The 17418-nt window shown below is 64.5% G+C and carries 14 protein-coding genes; 6 read left to right on the top strand and 8 right to left on the bottom strand.

Annotated elements, in window-relative coordinates:
- Positions 1–45: 45 nt before the first annotated feature.
- The 3 genes from carA to AC27VE_RS24570 all read left to right on the top strand — a co-directional run bounded on the left by carA (position 46) and on the right by AC27VE_RS24570 (position 5330).
- Positions 46–1200: a glutamine-hydrolyzing carbamoyl-phosphate synthase small subunit gene (gene carA, locus AC27VE_RS24580; RefSeq protein WP_006222867.1), complete on the top strand. Its 1155-nt coding sequence runs from the start codon at positions 46–48 to the stop codon at positions 1198–1200.
- Between the two features lie 10 nt (positions 1201–1210).
- Positions 1211–4453: a carbamoyl-phosphate synthase large subunit gene (gene carB, locus AC27VE_RS24575; RefSeq protein ID WP_006222868.1), complete on the top strand. Its 3243-nt coding sequence runs from the start codon at positions 1211–1213 to the stop codon at positions 4451–4453.
- Between the two features lie 112 nt (positions 4454–4565).
- Positions 4566–5330 (top strand): SDR family oxidoreductase, encoded by a 765-nt coding sequence (locus tag AC27VE_RS24570; RefSeq protein WP_088590507.1) that lies wholly within the window; start codon positions 4566–4568, stop codon positions 5328–5330.
- Between the two features lie 30 nt (positions 5331–5360).
- On the opposite strand, the gene AC27VE_RS24565 is transcribed toward AC27VE_RS24570, so the two are convergent.
- The 6 genes from AC27VE_RS24565 to AC27VE_RS24540 all read right to left on the bottom strand — a co-directional run bounded on the left by AC27VE_RS24565 (position 5361) and on the right by AC27VE_RS24540 (position 11702).
- The gene (locus AC27VE_RS24565; RefSeq protein WP_088590508.1) at positions 5361–6005 is read right to left on the bottom strand and encodes a histidine phosphatase family protein; all 645 of its coding nucleotides are present in this window, start codon (positions 6003–6005) and stop codon (positions 5361–5363) included.
- 24 nt (positions 6006–6029) lie between these two features.
- The gene (locus AC27VE_RS24560) at positions 6030–6938 is read right to left on the bottom strand and encodes a LysR family transcriptional regulator (RefSeq protein ID WP_006222871.1); all 909 of its coding nucleotides are present in this window, start codon (positions 6936–6938) and stop codon (positions 6030–6032) included.
- A 10-nt stretch (positions 6939–6948) separates the two neighbouring features.
- A complete protein-coding gene (locus tag AC27VE_RS24555; protein WP_006222872.1) occupies positions 6949–8034 on the bottom strand; it encodes an ABC transporter ATP-binding protein in 1086 nt (361 codons plus the stop codon).
- Entirely contained in the window at positions 8031–9743 is a 1713-nt protein-coding gene (locus AC27VE_RS24550; RefSeq protein WP_006222874.1) for an ABC transporter permease, read from the bottom strand. The genes AC27VE_RS24555 and AC27VE_RS24550 overlap by 4 nt, the downstream gene beginning before the upstream one ends.
- 82 nt (positions 9744–9825) lie before the next feature.
- The gene (locus AC27VE_RS24545; protein WP_488705249.1) at positions 9826–11151 is read right to left on the bottom strand and encodes an extracellular solute-binding protein; all 1326 of its coding nucleotides are present in this window, start codon (positions 11149–11151) and stop codon (positions 9826–9828) included.
- 131 nt (positions 11152–11282) lie between these two features.
- Positions 11283–11702: a FlxA-like family protein gene (locus AC27VE_RS24540; RefSeq protein ID WP_488705248.1), complete on the bottom strand. Its 420-nt coding sequence runs from the start codon at positions 11700–11702 to the stop codon at positions 11283–11285.
- A gap of 138 nt (positions 11703–11840) precedes the next feature.
- Here AC27VE_RS24540 and AC27VE_RS24535 point away from each other — a divergent pair, with 138 nt between their 5' ends.
- On the top strand, positions 11841–13163 hold the full coding sequence (locus AC27VE_RS24535; RefSeq protein WP_488705247.1) for a solute carrier family 23 protein: 1323 nt from the start codon (positions 11841–11843) through the stop codon (positions 13161–13163).
- Positions 13164–13205: 42 nt separating this feature from the next.
- Here AC27VE_RS24535 and AC27VE_RS24530 read toward each other — a convergent pair whose 3' ends face one another.
- Positions 13206–14825 (bottom strand): methyl-accepting chemotaxis protein, encoded by a 1620-nt coding sequence (locus AC27VE_RS24530; protein ID WP_488705246.1) that lies wholly within the window; start codon positions 14823–14825, stop codon positions 13206–13208.
- Positions 14826–15473: 648 nt separating this feature from the next.
- Between AC27VE_RS24530 and greA the strand changes: the two genes are divergently transcribed.
- Positions 15474–15950, top strand: coding sequence for a transcription elongation factor GreA (greA, locus tag AC27VE_RS24525; RefSeq protein ID WP_006222879.1), 477 nt, complete (start codon positions 15474–15476; stop codon positions 15948–15950).
- A gap of 129 nt (positions 15951–16079) precedes the next feature.
- Here greA and AC27VE_RS24520 read toward each other — a convergent pair whose 3' ends face one another.
- Positions 16080–16682, bottom strand: coding sequence for a YhbY family RNA-binding protein (locus AC27VE_RS24520; protein ID WP_088590513.1), 603 nt, complete (start codon positions 16680–16682; stop codon positions 16080–16082).
- 18 nt (positions 16683–16700) lie between these two features.
- Here AC27VE_RS24520 and AC27VE_RS24515 point away from each other — a divergent pair, with 18 nt between their 5' ends.
- Positions 16701–17333, top strand: coding sequence for an RlmE family RNA methyltransferase (locus AC27VE_RS24515; RefSeq protein WP_488705245.1), 633 nt, complete (start codon positions 16701–16703; stop codon positions 17331–17333).
- The last annotated feature ends 85 nt before the right edge of the window (positions 17334–17418 follow it).

Genomic DNA, 17418 nt, shown 5'->3' with positions numbered 1-17418 from the left:
TATAATCCGAAGGTTTGATTATCGATTCTAAAACCGGGGTTTACTGTGCTGCCGCAACTTTTTCCCGAGGGGATCAACCGCTTCCCTCCTGCAATTCTGGCTCTGGCGGACGGTACCATTTTTCGAGGCGTGTCGATCGGTGCGCACGGGGCTACCGTTGCCGAAGTGGTGTTCAACACCGCGATGACCGGGTACCAGGAAATTCTCACCGATCCCAGCTATAGCGGTCAGATCGTCACGCTGACCTATCCGCACATTGGCAACACCGGCGTCAACGCCGAAGACGTGGAAGCCAATCGCGTCTATGCCGCCGGATTGGTGGTCCGCGACTGTCCCGCCCGCGTGTCGAACTTCCGTTCCACGCAATCCCTGCCCGACTATCTGGCTGCGCAGGGCATCGTCGCCATTTCCGGCATCGACACCCGCAAGCTCACGCGCATCCTGCGTGAAAAAGGCGCCCAGGGCGCCTGCATCTTCGTCGGCACCGACGCCGAGCGCGCCGTTGAACTGGCTCGCGGCTTTGGCGGCATGGCCGGCCAGGACCTGGCCCGCGAAGTGTCGGTCAAGACCAGCAGCGAATGGACTGAAGGCACCTGGCAGCTGGGCAAGGGTTTCGCGAAGCCCGACCAGTCCAAGTTCCACGTCGTGGCTTACGACTTCGGCATCAAGACCAACATCCTGCGCCTGCTGGCCGACCGCGGCTGCCGCCTGACCTTGGTGCCGGCGCAAACCAGCGCCGAAGAAGTCCTGAAGCTCAATCCTGATGGCGTGTTCCTGTCCAACGGCCCCGGCGACCCCGAGCCCTGCGACTACGCGATCACCGCCACGCGCACGTTCCTGGACAAGAAGCTGCCGGTGTTCGGCATCTGCCTGGGCCACCAGATCATGGGCCTGGCCGTGGGCGGCAAGACGCTCAAGATGAAGACGGGCCACCACGGCGCGAACCACCCCGTGCAGGACCTCCAGTCCAAGCGCGTGTTCATCACGAGCCAGAACCACGGCTTCGCGGTCGACGCCGCCAGCCTGCCGGCCAATGCGCGCGTCACGCACGTGTCGTTGTTCGACGGCACCCTGCAGGGTTTCGAGCTCACCGATCGCCCGGCCTTCTGCTTCCAGGGTCACCCCGAAGCCAGCCCGGGTCCGCACGACATCCTTGAACTGTTCGACAAGTTCATCGCCCTGATGTCCGGCCAAAAGTAAAGATTGCATCATGCCCAAGCGTACAGACCTAAAAAGCATACTCATCATCGGCGCCGGCCCCATCATCATCGGGCAGGCCTGCGAATTCGACTATTCCGGCGCACAGGCTTGCAAGGCGCTCAAGGCCGAGGGTTACCGCACCATCCTGGTGAACAGCAACCCCGCCACGATCATGACGGACCCGGAAACGGCCGACGTCACCTACATCGAGCCCATCACCTGGCAAGCCGTCGAAAAGATCATCGAGCGTGAAAAGCCCGATGCGCTGCTGCCGACCATGGGCGGCCAGACCGCGCTGAACTGCGCGCTGGACCTGGCCCACCACGGCGTGCTGAAAAAGCACAACGTGGAACTGATCGGCGCCAACGAGCACGCCATCGAAAAGGCCGAAGACCGCCAGAAGTTCAAGCAGGCCATGACCGACATCGGCCTGGAATCGGCCAAGTCGGGCGTGGCCCACAGCATGGACGAAGCCTGGGAAGTGCAGCGCCGCATCGCGGCCGAAGTCGGCACCTCGGGTTTCCCGGCCGTGATCCGCCCCAGCTTCACGATGGGTGGCTCGGGCGGCGGTATCGCCTACAACGCCGAAGAATTCGAAACCATCTGCCGCCGCGGCCTGGAAGCTTCGCCGACCAGCGAACTGCTGATCGAAGAGTCGCTGTTGGGCTGGAAGGAATTCGAGATGGAAGTGGTCCGCGACAAGGCGGACAACTGCATCATCGTCTGCTCGATCGAAAACCTGGACCCGATGGGCGTGCATACCGGTGACTCGATCACCGTGGCGCCGGCCCAGACGCTGACCGACAAGGAATACCAGATCATGCGTAATGCATCGATCGCGGTGTTGCGCGAGATCGGCGTGGATACGGGCGGTTCGAACGTGCAGTTCGCGGTCAACCCGCGCGACGGCCGCATGATCGTCATCGAGATGAACCCGCGTGTGTCGCGTTCGTCGGCGCTGGCCTCCAAGGCCACCGGCTTCCCCATCGCCAAGGTCGCCGCGCGCCTGGCCGTGGGCTACACGCTGGACGAGCTCAAGAACGAAATCACCGGCGGCGCAACGCCCGCCTCGTTCGAACCGTCGATCGACTACGTCGTCACCAAGGTGCCGCGTTTCGCGTTCGAGAAATTCCCCACCGCCGACGCGCGCCTGACCACCCAGATGAAGTCCGTGGGTGAAGTCATGGCCATCGGCCGCACCTTCCAGGAATCGTTCCAGAAGGCGCTGCGTGGCCTGGAAGTCGGGGTCGACGGCCTGAACCAGAAGACGACCGACCGCGAAAAGCTGCAAGTCGAGCTGGGCGAGCCCGGTCCGGAACGCATCTGGTACGTGGGCGATGCCTTCGCGCAAGGCTTCACGCTGGACGAAGTGCACAACATCACGCACATCGACCCGTGGTTCCTGTCGCAGATCAAGGAAATCGTCGACATCGAACTGGCGCTGGAACAAAAGACGCTGGCCGACCTGGACTACGCCACCCTGTGGGAACTGAAGCGCCGCGGTTTCTCCGACCGTCGCCTGGCTTTCCTGCTGGACTCAGCTGAATCCGAAGTGCGCAAGCTGCGTCACCAGCTGAACGTGCGCCCGGTCTACAAGCGCGTCGACACCTGCGCCGCCGAATTCGCCACCCGCACCGCCTACATGTACTCCACGTACGAGGAAGAGTGCGAATCCGCGCCCACCGATCGCAAGAAGATCGTGGTGCTGGGCGGCGGACCGAACCGGATCGGCCAGGGCATCGAATTCGACTATTGCTGCGTGCATGCCGCGCTGGCGCTGCGCGAAGACGGGTACGAGACCATCATGGTCAACTGCAATCCGGAAACCGTGTCCACCGACTACGACACCTCCGACCGTTTGTACTTCGAGCCGCTGACGCTGGAAGACGTGCTGGAAATCGTCCACAAGGAAAACCCGGTCGGCATGATCGTCCAGTACGGCGGCCAGACCCCGTTGAAGCTGGCGCGCGCCCTGGAAGCCAACGGCGTGCCGATTATCGGCACCAGCCCGGAATCCATCGACGTCGCCGAAGACCGCGAGCGTTTCCAGAAGCTGTTGAACAAGCTTGGCCTGCGCCAGCCGCCCAACCGCACCGCCCGCACCGAAGGCGAGGCCTTGGCCCACGCCACCGAAATCGGCTATCCCCTCGTCGTTCGCCCCAGCTACGTGCTGGGCGGCCGCGCCATGGAAATCGTGCACGAGCAGCAAGACCTCGAGCGCTATATGCGCGAGGCCGTGAAGGTCAGCAATGACTCGCCCGTGCTGCTGGATCGCTTCCTGAACAACGCCACCGAAGTGGACGTGGACTGTCTGGCCGACGGCGAAACCGTCTTCATCGGCGGCGTCATGGAACACATCGAACAGGCCGGCGTGCACTCGGGCGACTCGGCTTGCAGCCTGCCCCCGTACTCGCTGTCGGCGGAAGTCATCGCCGAGATCAAGCGCCAGACCACGATGATGGCCAAGGCCTTGAACGTCAGCGGCCTGATGAACGTGCAGTTCGCGATCCAGGGCGGCGACGTCTACGTGCTGGAAGTGAACCCGCGCGCATCGCGCACGGTGCCGTACGTGTCCAAGGCCACCGGCCTGCAACTGGCCAAGATCGCCGCGCGCGCCATGGCCGGCCAGACACTGGCGGCGCAAGGCATCACGAAGGAAGTCGTGCCGCCTTACTTCTCGGTCAAGGAAGCCGTGTTCCCGTTCGTGAAGTTCCCGGGCGTGGACACCATCCTGGGTCCGGAAATGAAGTCGACCGGCGAAGTGATGGGCGTGGGCATGAGCTTCGGCGAAGCCTTCGTGAAGTCGCAGCTGGCTGCTGGCGTGCGCCTGCCGGATTCCGGCACGGTGTTCATCAGCGTGAAGAACCAGGACAAGCCCCGCGCCGTGGAAGTGGCGCGCGGCCTGCACGCACTGGGCTTCAAGCTGGTCGCCACGCGCGGCACGGCCGCCGAGATCGAAGCGGCCGGCATTCCGGTGCAAGTGGTCAACAAGGTCACCGAAGGCCGTCCGCACATCGTCGACATGGTGAAGAACGGCGAAATCGCGCTGGTCATCAACACGGTCGAAGAGCGTCGCAACGCCATCGTTGACTCGCGCACCATCCGTACCCAGTCGCTGGCGGCTCGCGTCACCTTCTTCACCACCATCGCCGGCGCCCGCGCCGCGGTCGAGGGCATGCAGTATCTGCGCCAGGGCCTGGGCCTGCAGGTGTATCCGTTGCAGGATCTGCACGCATCTCTGTTGAAGAACTAAAGCGAAAAGCGGGCGCGCGGCTTGAAGCCAGCCGCGCACGCTTGATGTAGGATGCCGGGGCGGCCCTTGTTAAAGAGGGTCGCCCCTTTTTCATCTCTGCTTACGACGATCCATGAACCGAGTCTTCATTACCGGCGCCAGCAGTGGCCTGGGCCGCGCCTTGGCGCAGCAGTACGCCGCAGCGGGCGCCACGCTGGGCTTGCTGGGCCGGCGCGAAGACGCGCTGCGCGAATTGGCGGACAGCCTGCCGGGCGAACATCGCTGCTACGCGGTGGACGTGCGCGACCGCGCCGCGTTGCACGCGGCGGCGGCGGATTTCATCGCGTTCTGCCAGGGCAGGGTGGACGTGGTCATCGCCAGCGCCGGCATCAGCGCGGGCACGCTGACCGAGCACGGCGAAGACTATGACGTGTTCAAAGCCATCGTCGACACCAATCTGCTGGCTACGGTTGCGACCTTCGAGCCGTTCGTGGGCGCCATGCGGGTGGCGGGTGCCGGCCGGCTGGTGGGCATCGCCAGTGTGGCCGGCGTGCGCGGCCTGCCGGGCGCGGGCGCGTACAGCGCGTCCAAGTCCGCGGTGGTGACCTACTGCGAAAGCCTGCGGCTGGAGTTGGCGGCGGACGGCATCCGGGTCGTGACGATCGCCCCCGGCTACATCAAGACCGCCATGACGGCGAAGAACCCGTATTCGATGCCCTTCCTGATGGAAGCCGACGCCTTTGCGCAACGCGCGCATGCGGCGATCGAGCGTGGCACATCGTATAAGGTGATTCCGTGGCAGATGGGCGTGGTGGCCAAGCTGATGCGCCTGCTGCCCAACGCCGTGTATGACAAGCTGGCGCGCAACGCGCCGCGCAAGCCGCGTAAGGCGGGATAAGCCCCGCTTTACGCTTCGGGCGCTTGCCCGTTACGGCACTACGTCGTCGCCGACTTCATCGGCCACATGCCCCACATCGCCCCAGTCCAGCACTTCCCATTTGCGGCCCTGCACGCCGACGCGATTGATGCTGACGTTAAGCAACGCGGCATCTCGCGGCGCGTTCAGCGGCACGCCCGACGCATGGCGCCAGATGATGTCCAGCACGCCGCCGTGCGTGAACAGCAGGATGCGTTCGCCGTCGTGGCGGCTGGCGATGTCGTCCACGGTGGAGATCACGCGCGACTGGAACTGGCCCAGCGTTTCACCGCCATCCAGCGGGCGCAACGGGTCACGGCTTTTCCAGGCGGCCGCGGCCTCGGGGGCCTGCACGTCGATACGGTCGTGGTCCAGGCCTTCCAGCACGCCGAAGCCGCGCTCGCGGATGCCGGGCTCCACGCGCACGCGCAGGCCCAGCTGTTCGGACACGGGCACGGCGGTCGCGTGGGCGCGTTGCAGGTCGCTGCTGTAGATGGCGTGAATCGGCGTGTGGCGGGCCTCTTCGCGCAGGCGCGCGGCCAGCAGGCTGGCCTGGTTGACGCCGAATTCGTTCAGGGGGATGTCTTGCCAGCCTTGCAGGCGGCGCTGGCGGTTCCAGTCGGTTTCGCCATGGCGGATGAACCAGATTTCAGTCATTGGGATCGTGATGCGGAGTAAGGCTTAAAGCTGGGCCGGCGTGATCGCCGCGCGCGGCTTCCAGATGGTTTGAATGATCGAGCTTAACGCGACCAGCGCGGGCTCGCTAGCGCGCTCATAGGGCAGGATGAAGCCTAGCATGGCGTCCACGCGGGCCTGGCCCCATACGATGAAATCGTTGGACGCGGCGCCGGCCAGGGCGGTTTCCTCGCGCAGCAGCGCGCAGCCTGCGCCGGCGCGCACCAGCGCATCCAGGTTGGCCTGGTCGTCATGCTGCATGATGATGCGCGGCGACAGGCCGTGGCGTTCGAACATGTCGCGCAGCAACAGATGGGTGTGGCAGCCGGACGGTCCGTCCAGCCAGGGCAGTTGCGCCACTTCCCGCCAGCCGCCGCGCTTGAGCACCGCGGCATGTTCCTTCGGCATGGCGATGCGGTAACGCACGCTGCGCAACGGCAGCCACAGCACACCCCGCGGCGGGTTGGCGGCAATCGTCAGCGCGGCGGGAAGGCGGCCCGTGCTGACCTGTTCGGCCAGCGTGGCGGCAGGTAGCGTCTGGGTCTTCAGTTCCACCAGCGGCAGCCGCTGGTTCACGGCGGAGGCCAATTCGCCCAGGCGCAGGAAATCCGGCATTTCGCTGGGCACGCCCAGTTCCACCACCCCGTGCAGGCTGCCTTGCAGTTGCTGCGCTTCGGATTTGAGTTGCGCGCCCAGCACCAGCAGGGATTCCGCCGTGGGCAACAACACTTCGCCCGCCTTGGCCAGCGCCAGCCGCCCGCCACTGCGGTCGAACAGCGCCACGCCCAGGCTCTGCTCCAGCGCCTTGATCTGCGCGGTGACCGCAGGCTGGGTCAGCGACAGCGCTTCGGCCGCCTTCGTCAGGTTGCCCAGCCGGGCGACCGTGACGAAGGCGCGGATCTGATAGATTTCCATGGCCGCAAGTTTAGGCCGCGAGCAGCCGGACTTGGGTAGGTTCCAACCCGATCGAAACCGGCGCGCCGGCAGGGAAGGGCGACAGCCCGGCCAGGTGCGACTGGTCCGCGGTCAGCCGCTGTTCGCCGATCAGCACCTGATAGCGCGTGAATTCGCCCAGGAATTCGCTGCTTTCGACAACGCCCGGCAGCCAGACGTAGCGTGCGTCGCCCAGGCCGTCGGCCATTTCGATCTGCACCGTGTGGGGCCGGAAGCTGGCCGCCAGCCGGGAGGCCGCCGGCGCCTCGGCGGTCAGCGGCAAGTGCAGGTCGCCAATGCCTTCCACCGCCAGCACCACGCTGCCGCTCGTGCGCTCGCGCACATCGCCTTCCAGCACGTTCATCGTGCCCACGAAGTTGGCGACGAAGCGGTTCACCGGATAGTCGAACAGCGTGCTGGGCGCGCCGATCTGCTGCACCACGCCGTGGTCCAGCACGGCCATGCGGTCGGCAGTGGTCATCGCCTCTTCCTGGTCGTGCGTGACGAAGATGGTGGTGATGCCCAGCCGCCGCTGCAAACTAAGCAAGTCCTGGCGCATCTGCACGCGCAGCTTCTTGTCCAGGTTTGATAGGGGCTCGTCCAGCAGCAGCACCTGCGGCTCGATGACGATGGTGCGGGCCAGCGCCACGCGCTGCTGTTGCCCGCCCGACAACTGGTTGGGGCGGCGCTTGCCGTATTGCGACAGGCCCACGAGCTCAAGCGCTGCTTCCACCTTGGCGCGGATCTCCGCCTTTGGCAGCTTGCGTTCGACAAGGCCGAAGGCCACGTTGTCCCACACCGTCATGTGCGGCCACAGCGCGTAGTTCTGGAACACCATGCCGATGTTGCGGTCCCAGGGCGGCGTGCCGCTGATGTCCTTGCCGTCCACCAGCAACTGCCCCGCGCTATGCCGGTTGAAGCCGGCGATCAGCCGCAGCAGCGTGGACTTGCCCGACCCCGACGGCCCCAGCAGGGCGAAGAACTCGCCGGGCTCGATGTTGATGTTCACATCCTTGAGCACTTCCGTCTTGCCATACGACAGGCGGATGTTGCGGCATTCGACGCTGACTTTCTTCATGCGGATTCCCCTTCATTGCGTGCCGGACGCTGGCGCGACTGCGCGCGCTCCACCAGCAAGTGCGATACATACGTGCCGATGGCCACCGCGGCCACCGCCAGCACGCCGAGTGCGGCGCCCGGACCCCGGCCCGCCGCGCTTTGCATATACAGATAGATGCCGTAGCTCATGGGCGCCTGGCTGTCTTTCGTGACCAGCATGATGGTGGCCGACAGTTCTACCGCGGCCGTCACGAAGCTGGTCACGAAGCCTGCCAGCATGCCGCCGGCCATCAAGGGCACCACCACGCGCCGTATCGTGCTCATGCGGGTGGCGCCCAGCGATTGCGCCGCCTCTTCCAGCGAGACGTTGATCTGCTGCAGGGACGCCACGCATGACCGCAGCGCGTAGGGCAGCCGCCTGACCGAGTACGCGATCATGATGATGATCCACGACGAAGTCAGCAAGGTGCCGGTACCGGGCAGCTCGATGCCGCGGAACGTGCGCAAAAACCCGATCGCCAGCACGATGCCGGGAATCGCCAGCGCCGCCGATGCCATGAAGTCCAGCCATTGGCGCGCCGGCAGGCGGGTGCGCAGCATCAGGTAGGCGATGGCAGTGCCCAGGATGACGTCCACCCCCGCCGCCAGGCCGCAATAGAGCAGGGTGTTGGCGATCATGCCCTGGGATTCGGAGAACACCGCCGAGTAATGAGCCAGCGTATAGCCGTCAGGCAGCGGCGCGAAGCTCCAGACGCTGGCCAGCGACAACAGCAGCACGCCCATGTGCGGCGACAGCACCAACATCAGCACCAGGATGATCCACCCATAGGCCAGCACGCTTTCCACCGGGCGCAGCTTGCGCTTCTGGATGGAGTTGCCGCCCTTTTGCAGGGTGGAGTAGTCGCGGCCCTTGAGCACGCGCGCCGACAGCCACAGCGCCAGGATCGAGAATGCGATCATGATCACGCTGATCACATACCCCAGCGGGTCTTCCAGCCCCACCTGCGTGATGCGCAGATAGGCCTGCGGGGCCAGCATGTTGGTCGTGCCCAGCACCAGTGGCGTACCCAGGTCATCGAACACTTTGACGAACACCAGCGATGTACCTGCCACATAGCCCGGCAACGCCAGCGGGAAGATCACGCGACGGAACAGGCGGAACCCGCGCGATCCCAGGTTGAAGGCGGCTTCCTCCATGGCGCCGTCGATGTTGCGCAGCGCCACCACCAGGTTCATCAGGATGAACGGGAAGTAGTGCAGGGCCTCAACGAAGATGACGCCGTTCAGCCCTTCCATGAACGGGATCGTGAAGCCGAACCAGTCGTTCAGCAGCAGGTTGACGCTGCCCGAGCGGCCGAAGATCAGCTGCATCGCAACCGCGCCCACGAAGGGCGGCATGATCAGCGGCAGCACGCCGAGCGTCTGGATGATCAGCGCGCCGCGGAATTCGAAGCGCACGGTGAAGTACGCCAGCGGAACGGCGATCAACGACGCCAGCAGCGCCGACCAGCCCGCGACGTACAGGCTGTTGAAAAAGGCTTCCTTCATCAGCGGCTGGTTGAAGAACGCACCGAAGTGGCCCATCGTGAGGCTGCCGTCGGCGTTCACGAAGGCGCTGTAGAACACCGTGCCCACGGGTACGGCCAGGAAAAGCAGCAGAAAGCCGAACACCAGCAGCGCCGTCAATACGGGGCCGGCGGGCAGGCGTGAGTGGCCCGAAGAATTCATCGAGATTCCCGAAATCGTTGCCAGGGGACCGCGGCGCAGCGCACGGGAACTGTCCCGTGCGCTGCCGCGCGCGTCATGCGGGTTAGAGCGCTGCGGCCTGTTTGGCCAGCTTGACGGCTTCTTCGTAGTTCGCCTTGGACTTGCCGTTCCACTCGCCTTCCAGCTGGGTGATCTGCTGGTTCACGGCCGCGTCCTTCTTGTTGCCGGCGAAGATCGCCAGGAAGGCCGGGTCGGCAGCTTTCTTTCCGTCGACCAGCGGGGCCCAGGTCAGCTTGCGCGCCTGCGCCAGCAGCTCGGCGGCGCGGCCGCTTTTGGCCTTGTCGCCCAGCTTGGCTTCGGCGTCGTAGATCGCCTTGGTGGCGGCCTGCAGTTCCTTCAGGCGGAACGTGACGGTCTGGTCGTACAGCGATTGCACAACGTAGTAGCGCGTCTGCGACAGGTCGGCGTTGAACTGCACCTTGCTGCGCTTGGCAATCTCGGCCGGGTCGGGATAGCCCGCCGGCACCTTGCCGGCCAGCGCCGAATACGGCAGCACCGGCAGCCGCGAGATCTTCGGTTCAAGCAGCAGTTCCTGGCCGGCCTGGCTAAGCGTGAAGGCAATGAACTTCTTGCCTTCCTCGGTGTTCTTCGCGCCTTCGATCAACGCGATGTTGGCGGGCACGATGGCGGTTTCGGAGGGGTAGACGAATTCGACTGGGAACTTTGAATACTTGCTGGACAGGCCGAAGAAGTCGATGACCGGGCCGGCGCCGAACTGGCCGTTGTTCACCCCGTCCGGTACGCCGAACGACCGCTCGGTGACGGCGCTGCTGTTGCCGGACATGCGCAGCAAGGTGCTCCAGCCCTCATCCCAGCCTTCGCCCTGCAGAATGGTCTCCACGGTCAGGTGCATCGTGCCCGAGCGAGACGGCGAGGTGATGCCGACATGGCCGAACCACTGCGGCGACAACAGGTCCTTCCATTCCACGGGGGCCGGAATCTTGTGCGCCGCGATATAGCGTGTGTTGTAGACGATGCCGTAGCCCGCCAGCGCCTGCCCCAGGTACATGCCGCCCGGGTCGTTGATGGGGTAGTTGCCGATCTTGTCCGGCACGTCTTTGTTCGCCATGTCGGACGATTTGGCCAGCAGCTTGTCGCGGCCCAGCACTTCGAAGGCGTCCGGGGCGCTGGCCCAGAACACTTCCGGACGCTGGCCGGCGGGCGTTTCGCGCACATAGGCTATGCCCGACACCGTATTCTTGTTCAGGATTTCCAGCGTGATGCCGGGATTGGCCTTTTCAAAGGCGCTCTTGTAGGCCTGGGTCAGGTCTTTGGGAAACGACGTGATGACCGTGACGGTGCCGGCCAGGGCCGGTGCCGCGCAGGCGGCCAGCAGGGCTCCTGCAAGGGCTGTGCGCATTGCATGCATGGTTTGTCTCCGTAGTTTTTGATTTGTCCGGAGACAGTAATGTCTGACCTGCTATGCGTCCAATCAGAAATTTTGATGCGCCTCATCAGCGCGGGCGCCTGGATGATGCGCCCGTTACCCGCCGTTGCGGGTCAGGCGGTCGTCGAGATGCCGCCTTGCGCGGCGCGCGCCTGCTGCGCCATCACTTGCGCGATCTGGCCTTGGATCTGCACGGCCTGCGCATTCAGCGACATGAGCTGCTGCGCCTTCATTTCATCGGACATCCCGCTGGCCTTGACCCTGGCGATCTGGTCCATGACCCGCTTGAGCTGCTTTTGCAGTTCCTTGATCTGACGGGTGTATTCGTCGTCATTGTCGGTTTCTTCGCTGGCGTTCGTGCTGGCCACGTTCATCCCACCCGGCGTATTGACGCGGATCTTGCCGTCCGCGGTCAGCGAGGTCGCCTCGCCATCCGTGGCCGGCTTGGCTTCCTTGTTGGCCTGGATCCGCTCGGCCCACAGGTCGGCCAGCGAGTTGTTCCGGGAGATGCCGTTGATGGGGGTGGTCGCCATGGTTGCTCCTGCTGCCGGTTTGGATTTCGGGGTTTCCACTAGTACGGCATTCTGGCGGCAAACTTAAACGTTGCCGCCTGTTCGCGGCCCCCTTTACACTGGCGCCCGCTCATACCCAACACCTATTTTGGGAAACCCATGTCCAATTCTTATTTTCCGCGCTGGCGCCTGGCGGACGACGCCGAGCCGGGCGTCATCATCGCGCCCGACGAACGCCTGTCCTGGCCCAAGAACGTTGCCATGGGCGCGCAGCACGTGGTGGCCATGTTCGGCTCGACCGTGCTGGCGCCGCTGCTGATGGGTTTCGACCCCAACGTCGCCATCCTGATGTCCGGTATCGGCACGCTGATCTTCTTCCTGTTCGTCGGCGGCCGCGTGCCCAGCTATCTGGGGTCCAGCTTTGCCTTCATCGGTGGGGTGATCGCGGTCACCGGGTATGCCGGCGGCGGGGCCAACGCCAATATCGGCGTGGCGCTGGGCGCCATCATTGCCTGCGGCCTGGCCTACACGCTGATCGGCGTCATCGTCTGGATCGTCAATGCGCGCGCCGGTGGCGGCGCCAATTGGATCGATACGCTCATGCCGCCCGTCGTGACGGGCGCCGTGGTTGCCGTGATCGGCCTGAACCTGGCGCCGATTGCCGCCAAGGGCGCCATGGGCGCCTCGGGCTTCGACACCTTCATGGCCCTGGTCACCATCGTCTGCGTGGGCGGCATCGCCGTCTACACGAAGGGCATGGTCCAGCGCCTCTTGATCCTGGTCGGACTGATCCTGGCTTGCGTGGTGTACGCCGTGCTGGCCAATGGCATGGGCATGGGCAAGCCCATCGACTTCTCGGGGGTGGCGGCCGCGGCCTGGATCGGCCTGCCGCATTTCGCCGCGCCGGTCTTCAAGGCCGAGGCGATGGGGCTGATCGTGCCGGTGGCCATCATCCTGGTGGCCGAAAACCTGGGGCACGTGAAGGCGGTCAGCGCCATGACGGGCCAGGACCTGGACCGCTACCTGGGCCGTGCCTTCGTCGGCGACGGCGTGGCCACCATGGTCTCGGGCGCCGTGGGCGGCACCGGCGTCACCACCTACGCCGAGAACATCGGCGTGATGGCGGTAACCCGCATCTATTCCACGCTGGTGTTCGTGGTGGCGGCCCTGATTGCCGTCGTACTGGGGTTTTCGCCCAAATTCGGCGCGCTGATCCAGACCATCCCGGGCCCGGTCTTGGGCGGCATGTCGGTGGTGGTGTTCGGCTTGATCGCCATCGCCGGCGCCCGTATCTGGGTGGTCAACCAGGTGGATTTCAGCGACAACCGCAACCTGATCGTGGCCGCCGTCACACTAGTGCTGGGCGCGGGCGATTTCACGATCAAGCTGGGCGACTTCATGCTGGGCGGCATCGGCACCGCCACCTTCGGCGCCATCATCCTGTACGCCTTGCTGCGCCGCAGGAAGCCGGCGGCGGGCTGACCCCGGCGCGGGCGCAAGCCCCGCGCACGGCGGCCGCGGCGGTCAGGACCTGGACAGCCGCGCCGCCTGCTTCACCCCGGACACCCGGGCCGGCGCGGCCTCGATCACCTGACCTGATTGTGTCTTGAACACCGCGGTGGCCTCCGACAGGCGCCGCGCCTGTTCCTCCATCGCGGAAGCGGCGGCCGACGCCTCTTCCACCAGCGCGGCGTTCTGCTGCGTCACCTCGTCCATTTGCGATACGGCCATCGTGACCTGATCGATCCCGCCTGCCTGCTCGGTCGACGCGGCCGAGATTTCGCCCATGATGTCCGTCACGCGCTGCACCGACGCCACGATCTCCTGCATGGTTTGGCCGGCGGCGGATACTTGGGCCGAGCCGGCCTTGACAGTGTCCACGGACGCTTCGATCAGGCCCTTGATCTCCTTGGCCGCCTGCGCGGCGCGCTGCGCCAGCGTGCGCACCTCGCCCGCCACGACGGCGAAGCCCTTGCCCTGCTCGCCGGCGCGGGCGGCTTCCACGGCGGCGTTCAACGCCAGGATGTTGGTCTGGAAGGCGATGCTGTCGATGACCGACACGATGTCGGAAATCTTGCGCGAACTCTCCGAAATCCCCTGCATGGTGGCGACCACCTGGCCCACGTTGTCGCCGCCGCGCTGCGCGACCTGCATGCTGACCGCGGCCAGCTGGTTCGCCTGGGCGGCGTTTTCGGCGTTCTGCTTGACGGTGGCGGCAAGCTCTTCCATCGTCGCGGCGGTTTCTTCCAGGGCTGCGGCCTGCTCCTCGGTGCGCGTCGACAGGTTGGCATTGCCGGCAGCGATCTCCGCCGCACCCACATTGATTTCCTCGACGCCTTGGCGCACGGACACCACCGTGCGCGTCAGGCCCTCCTGCATGCGCTTCAACGCGGCGAACAAGGCGCCGATCTCGTTGTTGGAGCGGGTTTCGACCCGGGTGGTCAGGTCGCCGCCGGCGATGCGGTCGAAGTGCCGGCCAGCCTCCTGCAGCGGCTGCAGCACGCCGCGCCGGATGAAGGTCCAGCACAGGGCGGTCAGCAGCAACGCAACCGTCAGCAGGGCGATCGCCGAGATCCGGGCATTGGAATAGGTGGCTTGCGAACTGGCCAGCACGCCGTCGCTACGCTCTTGCACACGGGCCAGGAAGGTCTTCATGTCCCTGACGAAATTGGCGTCGGCCTGGCGGGTCTTGCCGACGTCCTGCTGGTATTTGGCCGGCGCGCGTTCCTTGATGGCCGCGCTTAGCGTGTCCAACAGCGATGCATATTCCGTGAAACGGCCCTGCAGGATCACCGCCAGCGCCTGGCCGCGTTCGCTCTTGGGCACTTCCATGTATAGCGCGAAACGTTCGCGGGCCTGCGCCAGTTCCCGCCCGGCCTCCTGTTCGGCCGTGCTGGCCTGTTCGGCGTTGCCGGCCAGGATGCCCGCCAGCGCGTCGTCCAGCGCCAACCGCGTGCGCAGCAGGGCGCCATTGGCTTCGTATAGGGGATCGACCTGGTGCACCGCCACGGTATTCAGGTCTTCGATCTCGCGGACGCTATTGTCCGCATTCATCCAGCTCAACCCGCAGGCCAGCGCCAGCGCGATGACAAAGCACGCCAGCACCAGCAGCATGCCCGTACGGACTTTCAATTTTTCCAGCATGAGAGCTCCTCTTTCATGAACGCGATCCTCTGCGCGCAGGCAGGCGTTGCCCACCGGCCCTGCGGCTGAAGGGGCGGACGTCGAGCCGGATGACTGCGATGCGTCCGCCTGAAACTTGCAAGCACGCACAATCCATCGTTCGCGCGGCAGCATCTGCCGCGTTGCCCGCAACACTTGAAATAAGGAGAAGCGCCGGTTACCGCTTTTTGTATTTAATTGTTATTAGTCTTTCTACTTGTTATTTATACCGTCGTTATCGACGTAGTCGGGCGGGTTTTTTTGTAAACCCACTATTGGGAATACAAAAAACTATCGACAAGTATCTTTTATGCAACGCGTGGGTGCGGGCGTGCAGGCGGCGTCACGGGCCGCATGCAAGGATTTTTGGGAAAACCGCCTGTTTTAGCGGGTTACGGCGGTGAATTGCGCCGAAAAGCACGTTTTCTGCCCCGGCTTGCAATTCCGGTGGACTTTGACCACAATATGACCTTGATTGCCCCGGTTCCGACCCGAGCCGGGGTTTTGTTTTGGTCGTCCGCGCCGCAGGTCCTGCCCACAAGGCAACAGACCCCATGCGCGCGCCTGGGTAACGACCTTCACCGAGAACGCTCCTTCGGGGCGTTTTTCTACTTTTGTTTGGGAAACGACATGTCTGCCATTCCTTTGACCGTGCGCGGGGCCGAGCGCTTGCAAGAAGAGCTCCACCGGCTGAAAACCGTGGAACGTCCTGCCGTGATTAACGCGATCGCCGAGGCGCGTGCGCAGGGTGATCTGTCGGAAAATGCCGAATACGATGCCGCTCGCGAGCGCCAAGGTTTCATCGAGGGTCGGATTGCCGAACTCGAAGGCACGCTTTCCAACGCCCATCTGATCGATCCGTCTTCCCTGGAAGCCGAAGGCCGCGCCGTGTTTGGCGCCACCGTCGATATCGAAGACCTGGATTCGGGCGACCGCGTGACGTACCAAATCGTCGGCGACGTCGAAGCCGACATCAAGTCGAACCTGATTTCCGTGTCGAGCCCGGTGGCGCGCGCGCTGATCGGCAAGAGCGAAGGCGATGTGGTCGAGGTCAAGGCCCCGGCTGGCGTTCGCGAGTATGAAGTTCTGGGCGTGCGTTACATCTAACGCATGCACCCAAGCAGGTAGCTGTCAAAACACCATAGTCCGAACCCTGCGTTCGTCTGGATTCCGCGGTACATTCGCGGATCGCTATGGTGGACCGGGCGCGTAAAGCGCCCGTTTTTGTGCCCAGCCTTACCTTTTCGACGTCTTGCGGCTGGTGCCGCTGCGTGCCCCGGCCCGAAGGCTGAGTGCGCTGCCGGCGCGACGGGGAATGCCGTGGCCGCTGTCAGTAGCGCGTTTGTTGCTGGGACGCATGGGCTTGCCGTTCTTATTGAGCTGGTCCTGCGGCACGAAGCGGGTTTTGGCCGGCTTGGGCTCTTCGGACTCGCTGCGGCGCGGACGCTTGCCCAGGGTCTTGCCTTCGGCGGCCAGCTTCTTGGGCGTGTAGGGCTCGGAGGCGCGGCGCTTGGCAGGGGCTTCGGGCTCCCTGGCGGCCAGCGCGGCAGGCTTGACGTTGCCGGCCAGCGGGCGGAAAAGAATCAGGGTCTTGCCCAGGTGATGCACCGGGGCGCAGGACAGAGTGTCGCAAATCGTCGACAACATGGTGTCGCGGGCCTCGCGGTCGTCGCCACCGGCGCGTACCTTGATAAGGCCGTGCGAAGACAGTGCCAGGTCGATTTCCTTGAGCACGGCTTCGGTCAGGCCATTGTCGCCAATCAGGACGACGGGGCGCAGGGGGTGGGCGGCGGACCGAAGGTCGCTGCGCTCACGAGAGGTAAGTTCTAATATAGGCATGCGTGGAATTGTACGGTAATGGCCAAGAATAAATTCTCTAAAGACTGGATTCACCAGCACATCAATGATCCCTATGTGAAGCTGGCGCAACAGAAGGGCTATCGAGCCCGTGGCGCGTTCAAGCTGATCGAGCTTCTGGACAATGAAAAGCTGCTGCGCCGGGGCGACCTGGTCGTGGACCTGGGTTCATCGCCCGGCAGCTGGTCCCAAGTGGTGCGAGAGCGCCTGACGGGGCCGGGCGGGGTCGTGGACGGACGTATTATTGCGCTGGACATGCTTCCCATGGAACCCATTGCGGGCGTGGAATTCATCCAGGGCGACTTCCGCGAAGATGAAGTCCTGAAACAATTGGAAGACATGGTCGGATCGCACGCGGTGGACCTTGTTATTTCAGACATGGCCCCCAACTTGTCAGGCGTGGGGATTGCCGACGCCGCGCGCATCCAGCATGTTTGCGACTTGGCGATGGAGTTTTCCCGCGCTCACCTCAAGCCCGACGGGGTGCTGATCGTCAAAGCTTTCCACGGCAGCGGTTTTTCGCAGATCGTGCAAAGCTTCAAGCAGCACTTCAAGCGGGTGGTCGAGCGCAAGCCGAAGGCGTCGAGGGCGAAGTCCTCTGAAACCTTTCTGGTTGCCCGCGATCTGAAGTAACCCCGGTCCGGGGCCTGTTGCTCCGGAACCCAAAAAAAACGCTACCTGCTTGGCGAGACAACGACCTAACAAATCACGAATCAGA

The organism is Achromobacter sp. 18P8.1.1 (assembly GCF_057799415.1).
Note: the sequence above shows the minus strand (reverse complement) of the source record. Positions and strands in the feature narration are given on the sequence as shown.

Coding starts and splice junctions, on each gene's coding strand:
- carB (WP_006222868.1), top strand. CDS start 1,211: ATGCCCAAGCGTACAGACCTAAAAAGCATACTCATCATCGGCGCCGGC.
- AC27VE_RS24570 (WP_088590507.1), top strand. CDS start 4,566: ATGAACCGAGTCTTCATTACCGGCGCCAGCAGTGGCCTGGGCCGCGCC.
- AC27VE_RS24565 (WP_088590508.1), bottom strand. CDS start 6,005: ATGACTGAAATCTGGTTCATCCGCCATGGCGAAACCGACTGGAACCGC.
- AC27VE_RS24560 (WP_006222871.1), bottom strand. CDS start 6,938: ATGGAAATCTATCAGATCCGCGCCTTCGTCACGGTCGCCCGGCTGGGC.
- AC27VE_RS24555 (WP_006222872.1), bottom strand. CDS start 8,034: ATGAAGAAAGTCAGCGTCGAATGCCGCAACATCCGCCTGTCGTATGGC.
- AC27VE_RS24550 (WP_006222874.1), bottom strand. CDS start 9,743: ATGAATTCTTCGGGCCACTCACGCCTGCCCGCCGGCCCCGTATTGACG.
- AC27VE_RS24545 (WP_488705249.1), bottom strand. CDS start 11,151: ATGCATGCAATGCGCACAGCCCTTGCAGGAGCCCTGCTGGCCGCCTGC.
- AC27VE_RS24540 (WP_488705248.1), bottom strand. CDS start 11,702: ATGGCGACCACCCCCATCAACGGCATCTCCCGGAACAACTCGCTGGCC.
- AC27VE_RS24535 (WP_488705247.1), top strand. CDS start 11,841: ATGTCCAATTCTTATTTTCCGCGCTGGCGCCTGGCGGACGACGCCGAG.
- AC27VE_RS24530 (WP_488705246.1), bottom strand. CDS start 14,825: ATGCTGGAAAAATTGAAAGTCCGTACGGGCATGCTGCTGGTGCTGGCG.
- greA (WP_006222879.1), top strand. CDS start 15,474: ATGTCTGCCATTCCTTTGACCGTGCGCGGGGCCGAGCGCTTGCAAGAA.
- AC27VE_RS24520 (WP_088590513.1), bottom strand. CDS start 16,682: ATGCCTATATTAGAACTTACCTCTCGTGAGCGCAGCGACCTTCGGTCC.
- AC27VE_RS24515 (WP_488705245.1), top strand. CDS start 16,701: ATGGCCAAGAATAAATTCTCTAAAGACTGGATTCACCAGCACATCAAT.